The organism is Streptomyces sp. NRRL S-31 (genome assembly GCF_000718775.1).
Taxonomy (GTDB): domain Bacteria; phylum Actinomycetota; class Actinomycetes; order Streptomycetales; family Streptomycetaceae; genus Streptomyces.
On sequence record NZ_JOCB01000057.1, the window covers coordinates 1 to 16,757 of the forward strand.

Sequence of the window (16,757 nt, forward strand, 5' to 3'; positions counted from 1 at the left end):
CCTCCCGCCCACCCCGCTCCCCGGGCGATACGCGAGCAGAGGAGCCCGCGATGAGTGACATGATCACCGCGGACCTGGTCGACCTCGACCTGTCCGCCGACACCAAGGAAGCGGCGGCCCGTGCCCTCGCCGCACGGATGGTGGCCCGGGGCCGGGTGACCGACCTGGAGGGCTTCCTCGCCGACGTCGCCGCCCGTGAGGCCCAGATGCCGACCGGTCTCGACGGCGGCATCGGCATCCCGCACTGCCGTAGCGCCCATGTCACCGAGCCGACCCTGGCGTTCGGCCGCAGCGCCGCCGGCATCGACTTCGGCGCCGCGGACGGCCCGGCCGACCTGATCTTCCTGATCGCGGCCCCCGCCGGCGCCGACGACGCCCACCTCACGATCCTCTCCTCCCTCGCCCGCCAGCTGATGAACGCCGAGTTCACCGCGGCGCTGCGGGCGGTGGGCGACGCGCGTACGGCGGCGGCGCTGATCCGGGGGGACATGACGCCCTCGGACGCCCGGGCGGTCGCGAGCGCCCCCGAGGACACCGCCGCGGCGCCGGTGGCGGCCTCCACCGGCGCCGCGGCGGGCAGTACGGCGCGCACCCCGGAAGCCGACGATCCCGCGGTCGCCGGTACCGGCACTGGTGCCGAGGACGGCTCCGGTGGGCGCCCCTTCCGCATCGTCGCCGTCACCTCCTGCCCGACCGGCATCGCCCACACCTACATGGCGGCCGAGTCCCTGGAGAACGCAGGCCGGGAGGCGGGCGTCGAACTGGTCGTCGAGACACAGGGCTCGGCCGGCTTCGCCCGGCTGGACCCGGCGGTGGTCGCGGCGGCGGACGGCGTGATCTTCGCGCACGACGTCCCCGTGCGCGACAAGGACCGCTTCGCGGGCAAGCCGACCGTGGACGTGGGGGTGAAGGCGGGCATCAACCGTGCCGCCGAACTCATCACGGAGGTCCGTGGGAAGGCGGCGCGCGGCGAGGTGAGCGCTCCGGCGCACACGCCCGCCGGCACGCCGGTCGAGCGCGCCGGCGACTCCACCGAGGGCTACGGCACCAAGCTCCGCAAGTGGCTGATGTCCGGCGTCAGCTACATGGTCCCGTTCGTCGCCGCCGGCGGCCTCCTCATCGCCCTGGGCTTCGCGATCGGCGGCTGGCAGGTCAACAAGGCACCCTCGGTCATGGACCACTTCGTGTGGACGCAGACCGACAGCTGGGGCGCCCTGCTGTTCCAGATCGGCGGCGTCGCCTTCAAGTTCCTCGTCCCGGTCCTGGCCGGTTACATCGCCTACGGCATGGCGGACCGGCCCGGTCTCGTCCCCGGATTCGTGGGCGGCGCGATCGCCCTGGACATCAACGCGGGCTTCCTCGGCGGCCTGGCGGCCGGTCTGATCGCCGGTGGGGTGGTGCTGGCGATCCAACGGGTGCGGATACCCCCGGTGATGCGCGGCATCATGCCGGTGGTGGTCATCCCGCTGCTCTCCTCGGCGGTCGTCGGCTTCCTGATGCTCGTGGTGATCGGCAAGCCGATCGCCTCCGCCCAGAAGGGCCTCACCGACTGGCTGGGCGGCCTCACCGGCACCAACGCCGTCCTGCTCGGCGCCCTGCTCGGCCTGATGATGTGCTTCGACCTGGGCGGCCCGGTCAACAAGGTCGCCTACACCTTCGCCACCGCCGGCATCGCCGTCGCCGATCCCAGCGACTCGGCCATGAAGATCATGGCCGCGGTGATGGCGGCCGGCATGGTGCCGCCGCTGGCGATGGCCCTGGCCACCACCGTGCGCGGCAGGCTCTTCACTACGACCGAGCGGGAGAACGGCAAGGCCGCCTGGGTACTGGGCGCCTCCTTCATCTCCGAGGGCGCGATCCCGTTCGCGGCGGCCGACCCGCTGCGGGTCATCCCGTCCTCCATGGTGGGCGGCGCGCTCACCGGCGCCCTGTCGATGCTCTTCGGCGCCACCCTGCGCGCCCCGCACGGCGGCGTCTTCGTGGTCCCGCTGATCGGCAACCCGTTCCTGTACCTGGTGGCCATCGCGGCCGGTGTGTGCGTCACCACCGCGCTGGTGGTGCTCCTCAAGGGGCTGCGCACGCGGGCACCGGAGTCCGCCGCCGCCGGCTCCACCGCGGACCCGGCCGGCACGACGAAGGGAACCGGGCAGCCCATAGCGGCCTGACGGGGCGTCCCTTCCCCCCGACGCTCCTTGTCCCTTTAGTTCGCTGTGAGTTGTTCACGGCACCTGCGAGATACATCACGGTCCGGGGCCAAAGTCCCGGACCGTGGTGTGTACTGGTACGTATGCCTGAGCACGCCCCGACCCTCCAGCTGATCGGCGCGACCGTCCTCGCCGTGGCGGCCGTCGTGTGGACCGGTGTCCTGCTGCGCGTCCTGCGCCGTGCGACCCTTCAGGGCGTCGTCCGGCGCCCCGCGACCCTGCTCCCGGCCCTGCCGCGGCAGAACCGGGTGGGCCCCCCGCGGGAGGCCGTCGAGCTGACTCCCGCCGAACGGGACGCGTTCGCGGGCCTGGTACGGCGACTCGCGGGCGGCTGACCGCACGGCGACCCGCGACCTCCGGCATCCGGCGGACACGGGGCGTGCCGCCGTCCATCGCCACCGTCTCCGAGGGGCCGCGGCGCCGCCGTCCGTCACCCCTGACGCGCCGCGCGCCGCTCCATGGCGTCCCGGGCCGCGTCCTCCGACATATACACCTCGCACATGTGGCGCCCGTCGGGGGTGGCCGTGTGCTCCACCTCCCACAGGGAGGTCTCGGTGCCGTCCGGCAGCAGGAAGGCGTGCTCGTACAGCGCGTAGCTCAGGCCCGACCGGCCGGCCCGCCCGGGCCGCCCGAACGCCTGCGTGATCTCGTGCGCGGTCGCCGTCGCCAGCAGCGCCGCCGTCTCCGTACCGGGGCAGTCGGGGTTTTCCGCACGGCGCAGCAGTCGGCGCGCGTGGTCCGCCGAGTCGTCGGAGGCGTACATGTGCCGGGGCTCGGGGACCGCCCACAGCCGCATCAGCGCGGGCAGCTCGAAGTCCCGCGTGTTCGGCGGCAGACCGAGCCGTCCCGCCGCGGTCTGCAACTCCTCCTCGTCGGCGTACACCTCGTGGTCCGAAGGGCCGCCCGGTACGGCGTTGTGCACCAGCTCCCACAGCGTGACCGCGCAGCCGTCGGCCAGCAGCCAGGTGTGCCGGTACGTCTCACGGTGCAGTCCCGAGCTGTGGTAGGCGGAGTGCAGCGAACTGTCGTACGCCAGTGCGCAGTCGAGTCGCCTTATCACCTCGTCGGGCAGCTCGAAGGAGTTCAGGGCACGACCGAGGAGCCGCACGAGATGCTCCTCCGGAGACTCGGGCGACTCGGCTGGTTCGTACGCTGTGGTCTCGTACGGAACGCTCAAGGCATCTCCCGGCGTTGCTGCATGTCACCTTGTGGGTGCATACCGTAGCCCCTCGGTCGGACATCATGTCCGGGAACCGAGAAAACGTACGCCGGGAAAACGCGCGGGCCACGCGAAAAGTTCCCGCGTGGCCCGTCGACCTGTCAAAACCCGCCGCTCAGGCGGCACTCCCGGCGGTCCAGGCGCTCCACGACATGTTCCAGCCGTTGAGGCCGTTGTCGGGGGAGACCGTGGTGTCGGGGGAGTTCTTGACGATCACGACGTCCCCGATGAGCGAGTTGTCGTAGAACCACTTGGCGGACGTGGCGCCCTGCGCCCCCTGCACGTCCGCGAGGCCGACACAGCCGTGGCTGGTGCCCTCCCGCCCGAACGGCGGGTTGCCCTTGTTGTACCAGTAGTTGCCGTGGATGAACGTCCCCGACGTCGTCAGCCGCATCGCGTGCGGCACGTCCGGGATGTCGTACTCGCCGCCGAAGCCGACCGTCGAGCCGTTCATGCGGGTCTGCACGAACTTCTCCGAGATCACCATCTGGCCGTTGTACGTGGTGTGCTGCGGGCTGCCCGCCGAGATCGGCACCGTCTTGAACGTCTTGCCGTCCCGGACGACCGTCATGGTCTGCGTGTTGACGTCGACCGTGGAGACCTGCGACCGGCCGATGGTGAAGGAGACGGTCTTCTTCTGCACGCCGTAGACGCCCTTCGCGCCCTCGACCCCGTCCAGGTCGATGTCGAGCGTGACCTTGGAGCCGGCCTTCCAGTAGTCCTGCGGCCGGAAGTCCAGCCGCTGGCTGCCGAACCAGTGCCCGGCCACCTGCTGGCCGCTGCTGGAGCGGACCGTGATGTGCGACTGCACGGCCTTCTTGTCGGTGATCGACTTGTCGAAGGTGAAGGACACCGGCATGCCCACCCCGACCGTCGTGCCGTTGTCCGGCGTGTAGGTGCCGATGAAGCTGTCCGCCGAGGTGACGGTGGTGAAGATGGAGTTGGCCGCCGCGGGGCGCCCCTCGGCGTCCTGCGCGGTCGCGTTTATCTCGTACTTCGTCCCGCGCTCCAGCCGCTGCTTCGGCTTCCAGTCGTGGCCGTCCCCCGATATCGCCCCGGGCACCGCCTCTCCCGAGCCCGCCACGGTCATCTTCACCTCGGTCAGCTTGCCGTCGCTGACCTTGACCCCGGTGGCGTTGATGGACGCCCCGGTCGAACCGTCCTTGGCCGATATGGCTATCTTCGCGGTCGACGTCTTGGCGGCACCCTTGCCGCCCTTGTCGTCGTCGCTGTTCGCGTTGGCACTGCCGCCGCAGGCCGTCAGGGTGAGGGCGCCGACCATCAGGGCGGCACAGGCCCCGAGTACGCGCCGCGCTGCAATGTCCGGCGTTGTCACGGGCTGCTCCAGATTCGTGTGAGGTGAGTGATCCGTTCCAGTCGTGGGGATAGAGGGCACCGGTGCCGGAGAAGGTTCCCTCCGGCACCACTCGAAGGTCATCACGTGACAGAACCGCGACAATCCCGTCCCGGAAGCCCCCGCCGGCCCTCTCCGCCGCACCTGCCGGAGCGGGCACCGTCGCTATCCCCGCCCGTACAACTCCCCGTACGACGGCCACATTCCGCCCGGCCCGTCCACCGTCTCGGCCGCGCGCACGGCCCGGACGATCGCGCGCGTCACGAGATCCGCGCCGGCGGCCAGGACGGCGTTGAACGCCTCCGGGCGGGCGTCGAGCGGACGGGCGCCGGTCGCCAGCGCGAACACCGTGTCCCCGTCGTGCAGGAGGTGCACCGGCCGCACCGCGCGCGCGATGCCGTCGTGCGCCGTGCCCGCCAGCTTCTGCGCCTGTGCCTTGGACAGGCCGGCGTCCGTCGCGACCACCGCCAGCGTCGTGTTGAGCGGCGGCGGCGCGTTCCGCGCGGCGACCTCGTCCAGCCGCCGGCACGCGGCCGCGTGCACACGGTCCTCCGGATAGGCCACCCGCCCCTGGAACAAATCCCCGTACAGCACCCCCGTGTCCGGATCCAGCACCGCCCCGGCGGCGTTCGCGACCACCAGCGCGGCCACGGTGATCCCCGAGTCCAGCACCGTGCTCGCGGTGCCCACCCCGCCCTTGAGCCGCCCGGTGACGGCACCCGTGCCGGCGCCCACGCAGCCCTCCGGCACCCGTCCGCCCGGCGCGCTCGCCGCCGCGGCCTCCACCGCCGCCCGTCCCGTCGCCGCGTCCGGACGCGCCCGGAAGTCCCCGCCGCGCCCCAGGTCGAAGACGCACGCCGCGGGCACCACCGGCACGACGTGCGCCGGATCCGGCCCCACCAGCACGCCCCGCCCCCGCTCCTCCAGCCAGGCCATCACCCCCGACGCCGCGTCCAGCCCGTACGCGCTGCCCCCGGTCAGCACGACCGCGTCCACCTTCTGCACGAGGTTGCGCGGGTCCAGCGCGTCGGTCTCCTTGGTGCCGGGGCCGCCGCCGCGCACATCCACGGCGGCGACGGCACCCCCCTCGGGTGCGAGGACGACCGTGGTGCCGGTGAGCCAGCCGTCACCGGTGCGGGTGGCGTGCCCCACCCGCACTCCGGCGACGTCCGTCAATGCGTCAGCTCTCATGCACGCCAGTCTGGCCCAGCGCGGTGGACTTCCCGGCGCACTTCCCGGCGCTCCTCCGCGGGCTCAGCCGGCCGGAGCGGTGGCGTCCGCCCGCCGCTGCCGACCGGCCCCACGCGCCGTCAGCAGCACCCCGGCCGCCACCGCGGCCGAGGCGACCAGCCCCGCCGCGAGCACCGCCCACTCGCCCAGGAAGGTGCAGCAGATCACCAGCAGCGCCGCGATCGGCAGCACCAGTTGCTGGGCGATGCCCACCTTGAAGTGGCGGGAGTGCAGTGTCCAGACGGTCAGCAGGTACAGCGCCGTCGGCAGGGTGACGGCGGCCGAGGCGGACAGGGTGGAGATGTGCGCCTTGCCCACCGCCTGCTCCACGGCCACTTCCAGGCCCGCGCCGATGGCCGCCGCCGAGGCGAAGACCAGGTAGTGCCCGTAGCCCCAGATGAACGCGCGCCCGCTGGAGCGCAGATGACCGTGGATGGGGACCACGAAGTAGATCCACCACGCGGAGAAGACGATCAATAGTCCGCCCCCCGCGATGGGCAGCAACTCGCCCGTCGAGCCGTGCTCGTCCACGGCCGACTTCACGGCGACCGTGGCCGCGGCGATCGTCTCGCCGAGCACGATGATGGTGAACAGGCCGTACCGCTCGGCGATGTGGTGCGGGTGCCAGGAGGTCTCGTGGTCCTTCTCGGCGTACAGCGGCACGCACAGCTCCAGGGCCGCCATCACCAGGAACACCCAGGGCCGCGCCGGTTCGGGCAGCACCACCAGCCCGGCCCAGCCCACCTGGCACAGCAGCACGCCGCCCGCGTAGCGCAGCGCCATGGTCCGCTCCGCGCCCGGAGCGGATCCGGCCGCCCGCAGCCACTGCGCGGCCATCGCCAGCCGCATGATCACATAGCCGAGCCAGACCAGCAGGAAGTCGTGGTGCGAGAAGGCCCGGGAGATGCCGGCCGCCAGGACCAGGACGCCGGCGATCTGCACCAGGGTGACGATCCGGTAGAGCGCGTCGTCGTTGTCGTACGCCGAGGCGAACCAGCTGAAGTTCATCCACGCCCACCAGATGGCGAAGAACGCCATCGCGTAGTCGAGGATCCCGCGGCCCGCGTGCCCCTCGGCGACGGCGTGCACCAGCTGCACGCCCGCCTGCGCGATCGCCACGACGAAACACAGGTCGAAGAACAGCTCCAGCGGGGACGCGACGCGGTGCGCCTCGTGGCGTCCGCGCGCGGTGAGCCGGCGCAGGGGGTTCGGGGGTTGCGGGGCACCCGGGGAGGCGGGAGCGGAAGCGGAACTCGGCGTCATGGTTCCCAGCACAGCAGAAATCGGCCACGAAATCCCGTGCGCGTCCGCCCGAGGGGGGCGGCCGGCCCGCCGGACCGGCACCGCCGGAGCCGTACCCTTGAGGCATGAGCACCGCCCCGGAACCCGAGCCGCGCGCCCCGAAGCCCGCGCTGGTCTTCGACGACCCGCTGGACCAGCAGTCCTCGGACGACACCGACCGCGGATGGGGCGACCGCCCGGGCGGCGGCGACAGCGCCGCCGACCTGAAGCGCTTCCTGGACGAGAAGCCGCCCCACCACCTGTGAGCACCCGCCGCGGCGCCGGGGTCCCCTAGGGGGTTTCGTTTGGATCAGCCCGGGTCCGCGACGCCCGGCACGGTGCCTCGCCGCGTTGTCGGACCACCCGAGTACGCCCAGTACGCGGGTGATCCTCCGCCTTGCGATGCACCGCACCGGACGCCGCGGCCTGATCCGACCTGCCTTCCGGGCCGCCTGCCGGGCCAGGTACTTCGACATCGGCAGGACCATCAGGAAGTACACCACCGCTGCGGTGATCAGGAAGGTGAGCGTGGCTCCCAGGACGGAGCCCCACAGGATCGGCACACCGCTCTGGACCGTGCCGTCCGCGGCCACCTTGCACGGGTCCTTCAGACAGGTGCTGTAGTTGTCGAGGTTCTGCGTGCCGATCGCCCCGACCAGCGGGTTGATGATCCCCTTCACCAACGAGTTGACGATGTTCGTGAAGGCCGCGCCGATGACCACCGCGACCGCCAGATCGACGACGTTGCCGCGCATCAGGAAGGCCTTGAAGCCGTGCCAGACGCTCGGTTCCTTCTTCGCGCTCACCTAGGGGACTCTCCTCGTATGCACAGGGGGTGGAAGGGAACGCTCCGCAACCTACGGCACGGTACGGCCATCGTGTCGAATTCCATCCCTCGATCGAGCGACTTGACAGCGAGCCGCCAAGGTTGCGTGCCGGAGTGTTCAGCACAGCGTCACCGCCAGCCGTGTGGTGGTGCTCGCGCCGACCAGCCGGGCCGCCGTCGCCCGGGGCACCGACAGCACGACCAGCGCCCCGTTCTCGGCCGTGCCGTCCGGCGGCTCCGGCACCGCCGTCACCCGCGCGCCGCGCACGAGCACGCGGGCCCCGCTCCCGGCGGACGGGTCCGGCGCCGCGACGACGTCCACCCGGTCACCGGGCCGGAGCAGCCGCACCGTGGCGGCGTCGGCGATCCGCACCGGAGCCGACACCGGACCCGACACCGGCTCCGCCGGGGCGTGCCGTCGTACGGGGTCCGCGACCCGGTGCCCGGGCGACCGCCCCTCGTCGTGCGGCCGCGCCCCGGTCCCGGGTCCCGCGGCCACCAGTGCCGCGGCGGTCACCGCGAGCCCCGCCGCGACGGCCCGGCCGCGTCGCCGTGGCGCCCGGTACCGGCCGCCGCGCACCCGCACCGGGGTGAAGGGCGGCACCTCGCAGGTCGCCGGGGCGTCCGTGCCCAGCGGGCGCGGCAATCGGAAGGGTGGCGGGAAGGGGGAACGGGGAGAGGCCGAGGAGAGGTTCCGGGAGGGCGAGGGCGAGTACGAGGGCGTGGGCGTGGGCGAGCTGGGCATGGGATCACCGCCTGCGACGGGGGCTTCGGCTTGCGATGTCACGATGACGCCTCGCGCCGGATCCCGCCGGTGCCGGTGGACCGCGCGCCGGTTGTGGACAACTCGCTCACCCGAAGGAGGAGTTCCGCTCATCCGCCCTGGTCGGGGCGGACCGCGCGCCCAACGCAGCGCCCCTGCCCCACGCCTGCGGAGCGCCCCCGCTCTCCTGCCTGCGGAGCGCCCCGCCCCTGGGCAGCCGGAACCCGAACCCCCTACGGCAGCCGGAACCCCGGGTCCATCCCGCCGAGCGCGTCGGCGCACAGGCAGTCCCGCGCGCCGGTCTCCGGCAGTGCCGCCACCGCGTCGAACAGGACGCCGCGCAGCCGGTCCACGTTGGCCGCGAACACCCGCAGCACCTCCTCGTGCGAGACGCCCTCGCCGGTCTCGGCACCCGCGTCCAGGTCCGTGACCAGGGTCAGCGAGGTGTAGCACAGCTCCAGCTCGCGGGCGAGCGCCGCCTCGGGATGGCCGGTCATGCCCACCACCGACCAGCCCTGGGCCTGGTGCCACAGGGACTCCGCGCGCGTGGAGAACCGCGGTCCCTCGACCACGACCAGCGTGCCGCCGTCCACCGGCTCCCAGTCCCGCCCGCGGGCGGCCTTCAGCGCGGCGGACCGTCCGGTGGGGCAGTAGGGGTCGGCCATGGAGACGTGCACGACGTTCGGCACGGTGCCGTCGGGCAGCGGCAGCCCGTCGAAGTAGGTCTGCGCGCGGGTCTTCGTACGGTCCGCGAACTGGTCCGGCACCAGCAGGGTGCCCGGGCCGTACTCGGGGCGCAGCCCGCCCACCGCGCACGGGCCCAGGACCTGCCGGACCCCGACCGAGCGCAGGGCCCACAGGTTGGCGCGGTAGTTGATGCGGTGCGGCGGCAGGTGGTGGCCGCGGCCGTGCCGGGGCAGGAAGGCGACCCGCCGGCCGGCGATCTCCCCGAGGAAGAGGGAGTCGCTGGGCGCTCCGTAGGGGGTGTCCACCTGGACCTCGGTCACGTCGTCGAGGAAGGAGTAGAACCCCGAACCGCCGATTACGCCGATCTCTGCGTTCGCCATGACCAGCACACTAGCGGGCCGTGGCGCCGCGGGGCAGCCGCTGCCGGGAACCCCGAAGACCCTGCCGGGAACGCCGAAGACCCTGCCGTCGCACGACGGCAGGGTCCGGAGCGGGAGATGTCAGGCGGCGGAGCTGCTGGCGGAGCTCGACGACGACGAGGACGACGACGAGGACGTCTTCGAGTCGGACGTCTTGGAGTCGGACGACTTCGCGTCGGACGACGAGCCGGCCGGCTTCGACGCCGGGGTGCTGCTCGACGTGGAGCCGCGGGAGTCGTTGCGGTAGAACCCGGAGCCCTTGAAAACGATGCCGACCGCGGAGAACACCTTCTTCAGGCGGCCGCCGCAGTTGGGGCACACGGTCAAGGCGTCGTCGGTGAACTTCTGCACCGCCTCGAGGCCCTGGCCGCACTCGGTGCACTGGTACTGGTAGGTCGGCACTTGTCTTCCTCCTGGCACTCTCACTCAATGAGTGCTAACGACGGTCCATAGTGACGTATTCCCGGGGATCAGTCCACCGTCACCGGGACGCGGTGACCGACGCCACGCGCGACCGGGTGGTTCCGGTGCGGCGGGACCAGCCTCGACGCGAGGGCCACCAGGGTCACCAGCGCGAGCACCGTGCCGGCCATGGGCACCAGGAATCCCGCGCCGTCCCACAGCCGGTCCTCCAGCTGTCCGGAGACCGTGACGGCGGCGGCCTGGCCGAGCGCCACCGCGCCGGTCAGCCAGGTGAACGCCTCGGTGCGGGCACCGGCCGGGACCAGGGCCTCGACCAGCGTGTAGCCGGTGATCAGCGACGGCGCGATGCACATGCCGACCAGCAGGCCGAGCGCGGCGAGCAGCGGCACGGAGTGCGCCGTCCACAGGGCGGACGCGGCCAGTGCGAGCGCCGTGTAACCGACGACCATCCGCTTCCGCGGAGCCGCCTTCCAGGCGATGGCGCCGCAGACGATGCCGGACAGCATGTTGCCGGTGGCGAACACGCCGTACAGCACGCCGTTCAGGCCGGGCTCGCCGATCGACTCCGTGAAGGCGGCGAGCGACACCTGCATGCCGCCGAAGACCGAACCGATGCCCAGGAAGGTCACGATCAGCACGCGCACGCCCGGGATGCGCAGGGCCGAGGCGTGCCGCAGGCGCGCGTGCCCGTCCGCGCCGGCCACCGGCGGCTGGGTGCTCTTCCGCGCGGCGAACAGCAGACCGCCGACCAGGGTCAGGGCGCCCTCCGTCACCAGACCCGCGGCCGGCGTCACGGCGGTGCACAGCGCGGTGGCCAGCAGCGGCCCGAAGACGAAGGTCAGCTCGTCGGTGACCGACTCGAACGCCGCCGCGGTGCTCATCAGGGGCGAGCCCTGGAGCCGCACACCCCAGCGGGCCCGGACCATCGGGCCGACCTGCGGCACGGAGGCGCCGGTCGGGACGGCCGCCAGGAACAGCGCCCACAAGGGCGCGTGCGCCAGCGCGAGCGCCGTCAGGGAGAGCCCGGAGACCGTGTGCACCAGCACGCCGGGGACCAGTACCGCGCGCTGGCCGTAGCGGTCGGCGAGCCGGCCGCTGTAGGGGGCGAACAAGGCCATGGAGACGCCGGTGGCGGCCGCGACGGCACCCGCGGCGCCGTACGAGCCGGTGGTGTGCTGGACGAGCAGCACGATCGAGATGGTGAGCATCGCGAACGGCTGGCGCGCCGCGAAGCCGGGGAGCAGGAACGTCCAGGCGCCGCGGGTGCGCAGCAGCCGGCCGTACCCGGGGCGGGAGGACGCCGGCGGGGTCTTCTCCGGTTCGGTGGTGGTGACCGTGGATCCCACGGCCGTGCCTTTCTGCCGCCTGGTAGCGCGCGGACCCCGTGCGGGCCGGGCGCCGAGAGCTGTCCTCTTGCGCGGACTGCGGTAGATGCCGGCGCCCACTGCGGGTGGGGAGTCCCGGCCGCCATACGGTCGCGCCAGCTCTGCGTCAGGCAGAGTTGGTTCGATCAGGGTGCGCCTTCATCGTACAGGGATCACCGCGTCGCGCGGCTGTGAAAACGAGCACCGTGCGCGGGGTCACCTGGGATTTCCCGGCAGCTGAGCGCCATGAGGCGACCCCGCGGCCGAGCGCTGCGACGCGACCGAGCGCGATCCGCGGCCGAGCGCTATGACGCGACCGAGCGCGCCCCGCGGCCGAGCGCTACGACGCGGCCCCGCGGCCCGCGTCGCCGTCCGTGCCCAGCCAGCCCGCCAGCTTGCCGCCGTGGGCGACCGCGCGCAGCCGCCGTTCCGCCGCGTCGCGGACCGGGTCGGTGGCGACGACCAGCAGTTCGTCGTCCCGGCGCAGCACCGTCGAGGGCAGCGGCACGAACGACTTCCCCTCGCGTACGACGAGGGTGACGGCCGCGCCGGGCGGCAGCCGCAGCTCGCTGACCTCCACGCCGTGCATCCGGGAGCCCTCGGGGACGGTGACGGACAGCAGGTGCCCGCGCAGCCGCTCCAGGGGCGCCGACTCGATGCCGAGGTCGGCGGCCTCGCCCTGCTCGCCCAGCCGGAGCTTGCGGGCCAGCCAGGGCAGGGTCGGACCCTGGAGCAGGGTGTAGACGACGACCAGGACGAAGACGATGTTGAAGACGCGGCGGCTGCCGGAGACGCCGTTCACCATGGGGATGGTCGCCAGGATGATGGGCACGGCGCCGCGCAGCCCGGCCCATGACATCAGGGCCTGTTCCGGCCAGGGCACCCGGAACGGCGCCAGGCTGAGGACCACGCTGAGCGGCCGGGCCACCATGGTCAGCACCAGCCCGATGACCAGGGCGGGCACCACGTCGTCGCCCAGTTCGTGCGGGGTGACCAGCAGGCCGAGGACGACGAACATGCCGATCTGGGCGATCCAGCCGAGCCCCTCGGCGAAGCCGCGGGTGGCGGGCCAGTGGGGCAGCCGCGCGTTGCCGAGCACCATGGAGGCCAGGTAGACGGCGAGGAAGCCGCTGCCGTGCCCGAGGGCGCCGGCGGCGTACGCGCTGACGGCGATGGCGAGCACGGCGATCGGGTAGAGGCCGGACGCCGGCAGCGCCACGTGCCGGAGCCCCCAGGAGCCGAACCAGCCCACGGCGATGCCTATCGCCGCGCCGATGGCCAGTTCCAGGACTATCTCGCCCAGCAGGACGTACCAGTGCTCGACCGGGCCGGCCGTGGAGAAGGCGACGACCAGGATGACCACCGGGGCGTCGTTGAAGCCGGACTCCGCCTCCAGCGTGCCCGTCACGCGCGCGGGCAGGGGGATCTTCCGCAGGACCGAGAAGACCGCCGCCGCGTCCGTGGACGACACCACCGCCCCGATGATGAGCGCCTGCCGCCACTCCAGCCCGACCAGGTAGTGCGCGCCCACCGCGGTGACCCCCACGCTGACCGCGACGCCCACCGTCGCGAGGACGGAGGCGGAGGACAGGACCGGGCGGATCTCCTTCCACTTCGTGCCGAGGCCGCCCTCGGCGAGGATCACGACCAGGGCCGCGTATCCCATGACCTGCGTCACCGCGGCGCTGTCGAAGTGGATGTGGCCGATGCCGTCCTGGCCCATGACGACGCCGATCCCCAGGTAGACGAGCAGGCTGGGGAGCCCACTGCGTGAGGAGATCCGGACGGCCGCCACGGCGACGAGCAGCACGAGGGAGCAGATGAGCAGGAGCTGGTTGAGGTGGTGAACAGTCAGCGGGCATTCCTCCTCGGAGCCTGGCCGGGGATGTCCGGTTACTTCGTTACCTTACCTAACTCTTGACGCTTTCTTGACGTTCACAGGGCAAGATCGAACGCTCGTACGCGCTCGTTCCCGACTCCGCGTCAAGCGGCACGGGGCCCTGCGCCTATGGTTGCTCCAGCGCTCATTCAAAGTCACAGCCCGACCTGCCGCTCGCGTTAGGACAGCAAGGACAGCGATGCCCCCCAATACCACCGCCACAACGGGTGACACCGCCACCACGGGTGCCACGTCCGTCAAGTCCGGCAGGAAGAAGGGGCGCAAAGCCCGACTGCTCGTGCTGGTCCTGGTTCTCGCCGTCATCGCGGGCATCGCCTACGGGGCGTACTGGTCGATCAGCACGGTCCGCGCCTCCTTCCCGCAGACCACCGGCACGATCAAGCTCGACGGCCTGTCCGGGCCGGTCGACGTCAAGCGGGACGGCTACGGCATCCCGCAGATCTACGCCTCCTCCGACGAGGACCTGTTCATGGCGCAGGGCTACGTCCAGGCGCAGGACCGGTTCTACGAGATGGACGTGCGCCGGCACATGACCTCCGGCCGCCTGTCGGAGATGTTCGGCAAGGGCCAGGTGAAGAACGACGAGTTCCTGCGCACCCTCGGCTGGGACCGGGTCGCCGAGCAGGAGTACAAGACCAAGCTGTCGGACTCCACGAAGAAGTACCTCCAGGCGTACGCCAAGGGCGTCAACGCCTACCTCCAGGGCCGCGAGGGCAAGGACATCTCCCTGGAGTACGCGGCCCTCGGCCTCACCAACGACTACAAGCCGGCCCAGTGGACCCCGGTCGACTCCGTCTCGTGGCTGAAGGCGATGGCCTGGGACCTGCGCGGCAACATGCGCGACGAGATCGACCGCGCCCTGATGACCAGCCGCCTCGGCCCGCAGCAGATCCAGGACCTGTACCCGGCCTACCCGGCCGGCCGCAACAAGCCGATCGTGCAGGACGGCCGGTACGACGAGCTGACCAAGACCTTCCAGCAGAGCGGCGCCACGGGCTCCCAGGGCTCGACCGGTACGACCGGTACGACCGGTACGACGGGCACCACCGGCACGACCGGAACCACCGGCACGGCTGGCACCACCGGCACCACCGGCACCACCCAGGGCGCAACCGGCACGACCGGAACCACCGGCCCCACCGGGACGGGAACCTCCCTCGGCAGCCAGCTGGGCGGCTTCACCGAGGTCATGGACGACCTCCCCGCGGCCGTCGGCGTGAACGGCCAGGGCATCGGCTCCAACTCCTGGGTGGTCGCCGGGAAGTACACCATCACCGGCAAGCCGCTGCTCGCCAACGACCCGCACCTGTCGGCGTCCCTGCCGTCCGTCTGGTACCAGATGGGCCTGCACTGCCGGACCGTCTCCGCCAAGTGCCAGTACGACGTCACGGGCTACACGTTCGCCGGGATGCCCGGTGTGATCATCGGTCACAACGGCAAGATCGCCTGGGGCATGACCAACTCCGGTGTCGACGTCACCGACCTGTACCTGGAGAAGGTCAGCGCCAACGGCTACCTGTACGACGGCAAGGTCCGGCCGTTCAAGACCCGCGAGGAGACCATCGACGTCGCCGGCGGCAAGGCCAAGACGATCGTCGTCCGCCAGACCCAGGACGGGATGCCGCTGCTGTCCGACCGTGACGACGAACTCGTCCAGGTCGGCAGGAAGGCGTCCGTGAACGCCGCCGCCCCCGACCGGGGTGACGGCTACGGCGTGGCCCTGCGGTGGACCGCGCTCGACCCGGGCACCTCCATGGACGCCGTGTTCGCCCTCGACAAGGCGGCCGGCTGGGGCGACTTCCGCGCGGCGGCGGCCCTGTTCGACGTCCCGTCGCAGAACCTGGTCTACGCCGGCACGGACAACCACATCGGCTACACGCTGCCCGGCAAGATCCCCACGCGGTCCGCCAAGGACGCCGGTGCCGTCCCGGCGCCGGGCTGGGACTCGAAGTACCGCTGGACGGGCTTCATCAAGCAGGACGAGCTGCCCTACGAGTACGACCCGGACCGCGGTTACATCGTCACCGCCAACCAGGCCGTGGTCGACCCGGACAAGTACCCCTACACGCTCACCACGGACTGGGGCTACGGCACCCGCAGCCAGCGCATCACCGACCTGATCGAGTCCAAGATCAAGGACGGCGGCAAGATCTCCACCGACGACATGCGGCAGATGCAGATGGACAACAGCAGCGAGATCGCCAAGCTGCTGGTGCCGAAGCTGCTGAAGATCAACCTCGACGACCCGGAGGTCCGCCAGGCGCAGAAGCTGCTGGAGGGCTGGGACTACACCCAGGACGCCGACTCCGCGGCCGCCGCGTACTTCAACTCGGTCTGGCGCAACATCCTCAAGCTCGCCTTCGGCAACAAGCTGCCCAAGGAGGTGCGCGTCAAGGGACAGTGCCTGTGGGTCGACAAGATCGACAGCACCGGCCCGGTGGACGACGACACCAAGGTGCGCGAGTGCGGTCAGCGCGACGCCGACCAGGCGCAGCCGGACGGCGGCGACCGCTGGTTCGAGGTCGTGCGCACCCTGATGGACAAGCCGGACAGCGACTGGTGGAAGACCCCCGCGTCGGGCACCCGGCCCAAGGCCGCCAACCGCGACCAGCTGTTCGCCCGCGCCATGATCGACGCCCGCTGGGAGCTGACCGCCAAGCTCGGCAAGGACATCGACACCTGGAGCTGGGGCCGGCTGCACCGGCTGTTCCTGAAGAACCAGACGCTCGGCACCGAGGGTCCGAAGGTCCTCCAGTACCTGCTGAACCGCGGCCCCTGGAAGCTCAGCGGCGGCGAGGCCGCGGTGAACGCCAGCGGCTGGAACGCCGCCGGCGGCTACAACGTCGTCTGGGTGCCGTCCATGCGGATGGTGGTCAACCTCGCCGACCTCGACAAGTCCAAGTGGATCAACCTGGCCGGCGCCTCCGGGCACGCCTTCAGCGCGCACTACACCGACCAGACCGGCAAGTGGGCCAAGGGCGAGCTGCTGCCCTGGTCGTTCTCGGCCAAGGCCGTGGACAAGAGCACGAGCGACACCCTCGTCCTCAAGCCCTGAGGAAGCCCTGACGAAGCCCTGAAGTCCCCGGC

The 16,757-nt window shown here is 71.9% G+C and carries 14 protein-coding genes and 1 pseudogene; 5 read left to right on the plus strand and 10 right to left on the minus strand.

Annotated features, from left to right (window positions below):
• The first annotated feature begins 50 nt into the window (after window positions 1-50).
• Together IF37_RS0122025 and IF37_RS0122030 are read left to right on the plus strand one after the other, a co-directional pair.
• Complete coding sequence (locus IF37_RS0122025) at window positions 51-2,165, plus strand: fructose-specific PTS transporter subunit EIIC (RefSeq protein WP_030745125.1); 2,115 nt, start codon at window positions 51-53, stop codon at window positions 2,163-2,165.
• Window positions 2,166-2,287: 122 nt separating this feature from the next.
• Window positions 2,288-2,539, plus strand: coding sequence for a hypothetical protein (locus IF37_RS0122030; protein WP_030745127.1), 252 nt, complete (start codon window positions 2,288-2,290; stop codon window positions 2,537-2,539).
• Window positions 2,540-2,634: 95 nt separating this feature from the next.
• Here IF37_RS0122030 and IF37_RS0122035 read toward each other — a convergent pair whose 3' ends face one another.
• From IF37_RS0122035 to IF37_RS0122050, 4 genes are all read right to left on the minus strand, one after another.
• On the minus strand, window positions 2,635-3,381 hold the full coding sequence (locus tag IF37_RS0122035; protein ID WP_030745129.1) for a DUF6227 family protein: 747 nt from the start codon (window positions 3,379-3,381) through the stop codon (window positions 2,635-2,637).
• Window positions 3,382-3,538: 157 nt separating this feature from the next.
• Window positions 3,539-4,759 (minus strand): Ig-like domain-containing protein, encoded by a 1,221-nt coding sequence (locus tag IF37_RS0122040; RefSeq protein WP_030745131.1) that lies wholly within the window; start codon window positions 4,757-4,759, stop codon window positions 3,539-3,541.
• 183 nt (window positions 4,760-4,942) lie between these two features.
• Complete coding sequence (locus tag IF37_RS0122045) at window positions 4,943-5,968, minus strand: P1 family peptidase (protein ID WP_030745133.1); 1,026 nt, start codon at window positions 5,966-5,968, stop codon at window positions 4,943-4,945.
• Between the two features lie 63 nt (window positions 5,969-6,031).
• Window positions 6,032-7,270: a low temperature requirement protein A gene (locus tag IF37_RS0122050; protein ID WP_030745135.1), complete on the minus strand. Its 1,239-nt coding sequence runs from the start codon at window positions 7,268-7,270 to the stop codon at window positions 6,032-6,034.
• A 104-nt stretch (window positions 7,271-7,374) separates the two neighbouring features.
• On the opposite strand from IF37_RS0122050, the gene IF37_RS0122055 reads away from it, so the two are divergent.
• Window positions 7,375-7,554: a hypothetical protein gene (locus IF37_RS0122055; protein ID WP_030745137.1), complete on the plus strand. Its 180-nt coding sequence runs from the start codon at window positions 7,375-7,377 to the stop codon at window positions 7,552-7,554.
• Window positions 7,555-7,728: 174 nt separating this feature from the next.
• On the opposite strand, the pseudogene IF37_RS42330 reads toward IF37_RS0122055, so the two are convergent.
• Window positions 7,729-8,010 (minus strand): annotated as a pseudogene (locus IF37_RS42330) (MscL family protein); the annotation flags it as partial.
• Between IF37_RS42330 and IF37_RS45905 the strand changes: the two are divergent.
• Entirely contained in the window at window positions 7,928-8,098 is a 171-nt protein-coding gene (locus IF37_RS45905; RefSeq protein WP_253915818.1) for a hypothetical protein, read from the plus strand. The pseudogene IF37_RS42330 and the gene IF37_RS45905 sit on opposite strands and share 83 nt — an antisense overlap.
• Before the next feature lie 134 nt (window positions 8,099-8,232).
• On the opposite strand, the gene IF37_RS42335 is transcribed toward IF37_RS45905, so the two are convergent.
• From IF37_RS42335 to IF37_RS0122090, 5 genes are all read right to left on the minus strand, one after another.
• Window positions 8,233-8,760 (minus strand): RcpC/CpaB family pilus assembly protein, encoded by a 528-nt coding sequence (locus IF37_RS42335; protein ID WP_106981826.1) that lies wholly within the window; start codon window positions 8,758-8,760, stop codon window positions 8,233-8,235.
• A gap of 350 nt (window positions 8,761-9,110) precedes the next feature.
• Entirely contained in the window at window positions 9,111-9,944 is an 834-nt protein-coding gene (locus tag IF37_RS0122075; protein WP_030745145.1) for an S-methyl-5'-thioadenosine phosphorylase, read from the minus strand.
• Window positions 9,945-10,064: 120 nt separating this feature from the next.
• Entirely contained in the window at window positions 10,065-10,385 is a 321-nt protein-coding gene (locus IF37_RS0122080; RefSeq protein ID WP_030745147.1) for an FmdB family zinc ribbon protein, read from the minus strand.
• A gap of 68 nt (window positions 10,386-10,453) precedes the next feature.
• Window positions 10,454-11,752, minus strand: coding sequence for an MFS transporter (locus IF37_RS0122085; RefSeq protein ID WP_030745149.1), 1,299 nt, complete (start codon window positions 11,750-11,752; stop codon window positions 10,454-10,456).
• A gap of 358 nt (window positions 11,753-12,110) precedes the next feature.
• Window positions 12,111-13,625 carry a potassium/proton antiporter gene (locus tag IF37_RS0122090; protein WP_030745151.1) on the minus strand — a complete coding sequence of 505 codons (1,515 nt, stop codon included), beginning with the start codon at window positions 13,623-13,625 and terminating at the stop codon, window positions 12,111-12,113.
• Window positions 13,626-13,848: 223 nt separating this feature from the next.
• On the opposite strand from IF37_RS0122090, the gene IF37_RS0122095 reads away from it, so the two are divergent.
• Entirely contained in the window at window positions 13,849-16,725 is a 2,877-nt protein-coding gene (locus IF37_RS0122095) for a penicillin acylase family protein (protein ID WP_030745152.1), read from the plus strand.
• The last annotated feature ends 32 nt before the right edge of the window (window positions 16,726-16,757 follow it).

Bases quoted from the DNA above. Each gene is read 5' to 3' on its own strand.
- IF37_RS0122095 (WP_030745152.1), top strand. From the start codon at position 13,849: ATGCCCCCCAATACCACCGCCACAACGGGTGACACCGCCACCACGGGT.
- IF37_RS0122045 (WP_030745133.1), bottom strand. From the start codon at position 5,968: ATGAGAGCTGACGCATTGACGGACGTCGCCGGAGTGCGGGTGGGGCAC.
- IF37_RS0122055 (WP_030745137.1), top strand. From the start codon at position 7,375: ATGAGCACCGCCCCGGAACCCGAGCCGCGCGCCCCGAAGCCCGCGCTG.
- IF37_RS0122075 (WP_030745145.1), bottom strand. From the start codon at position 9,944: ATGGCGAACGCAGAGATCGGCGTAATCGGCGGTTCGGGGTTCTACTCC.
- IF37_RS0122050 (WP_030745135.1), bottom strand. From the start codon at position 7,270: ATGACGCCGAGTTCCGCTTCCGCTCCCGCCTCCCCGGGTGCCCCGCAA.
- IF37_RS0122025 (WP_030745125.1), top strand. From the start codon at position 51: ATGAGTGACATGATCACCGCGGACCTGGTCGACCTCGACCTGTCCGCC.
- IF37_RS0122030 (WP_030745127.1), top strand. From the start codon at position 2,288: ATGCCTGAGCACGCCCCGACCCTCCAGCTGATCGGCGCGACCGTCCTC.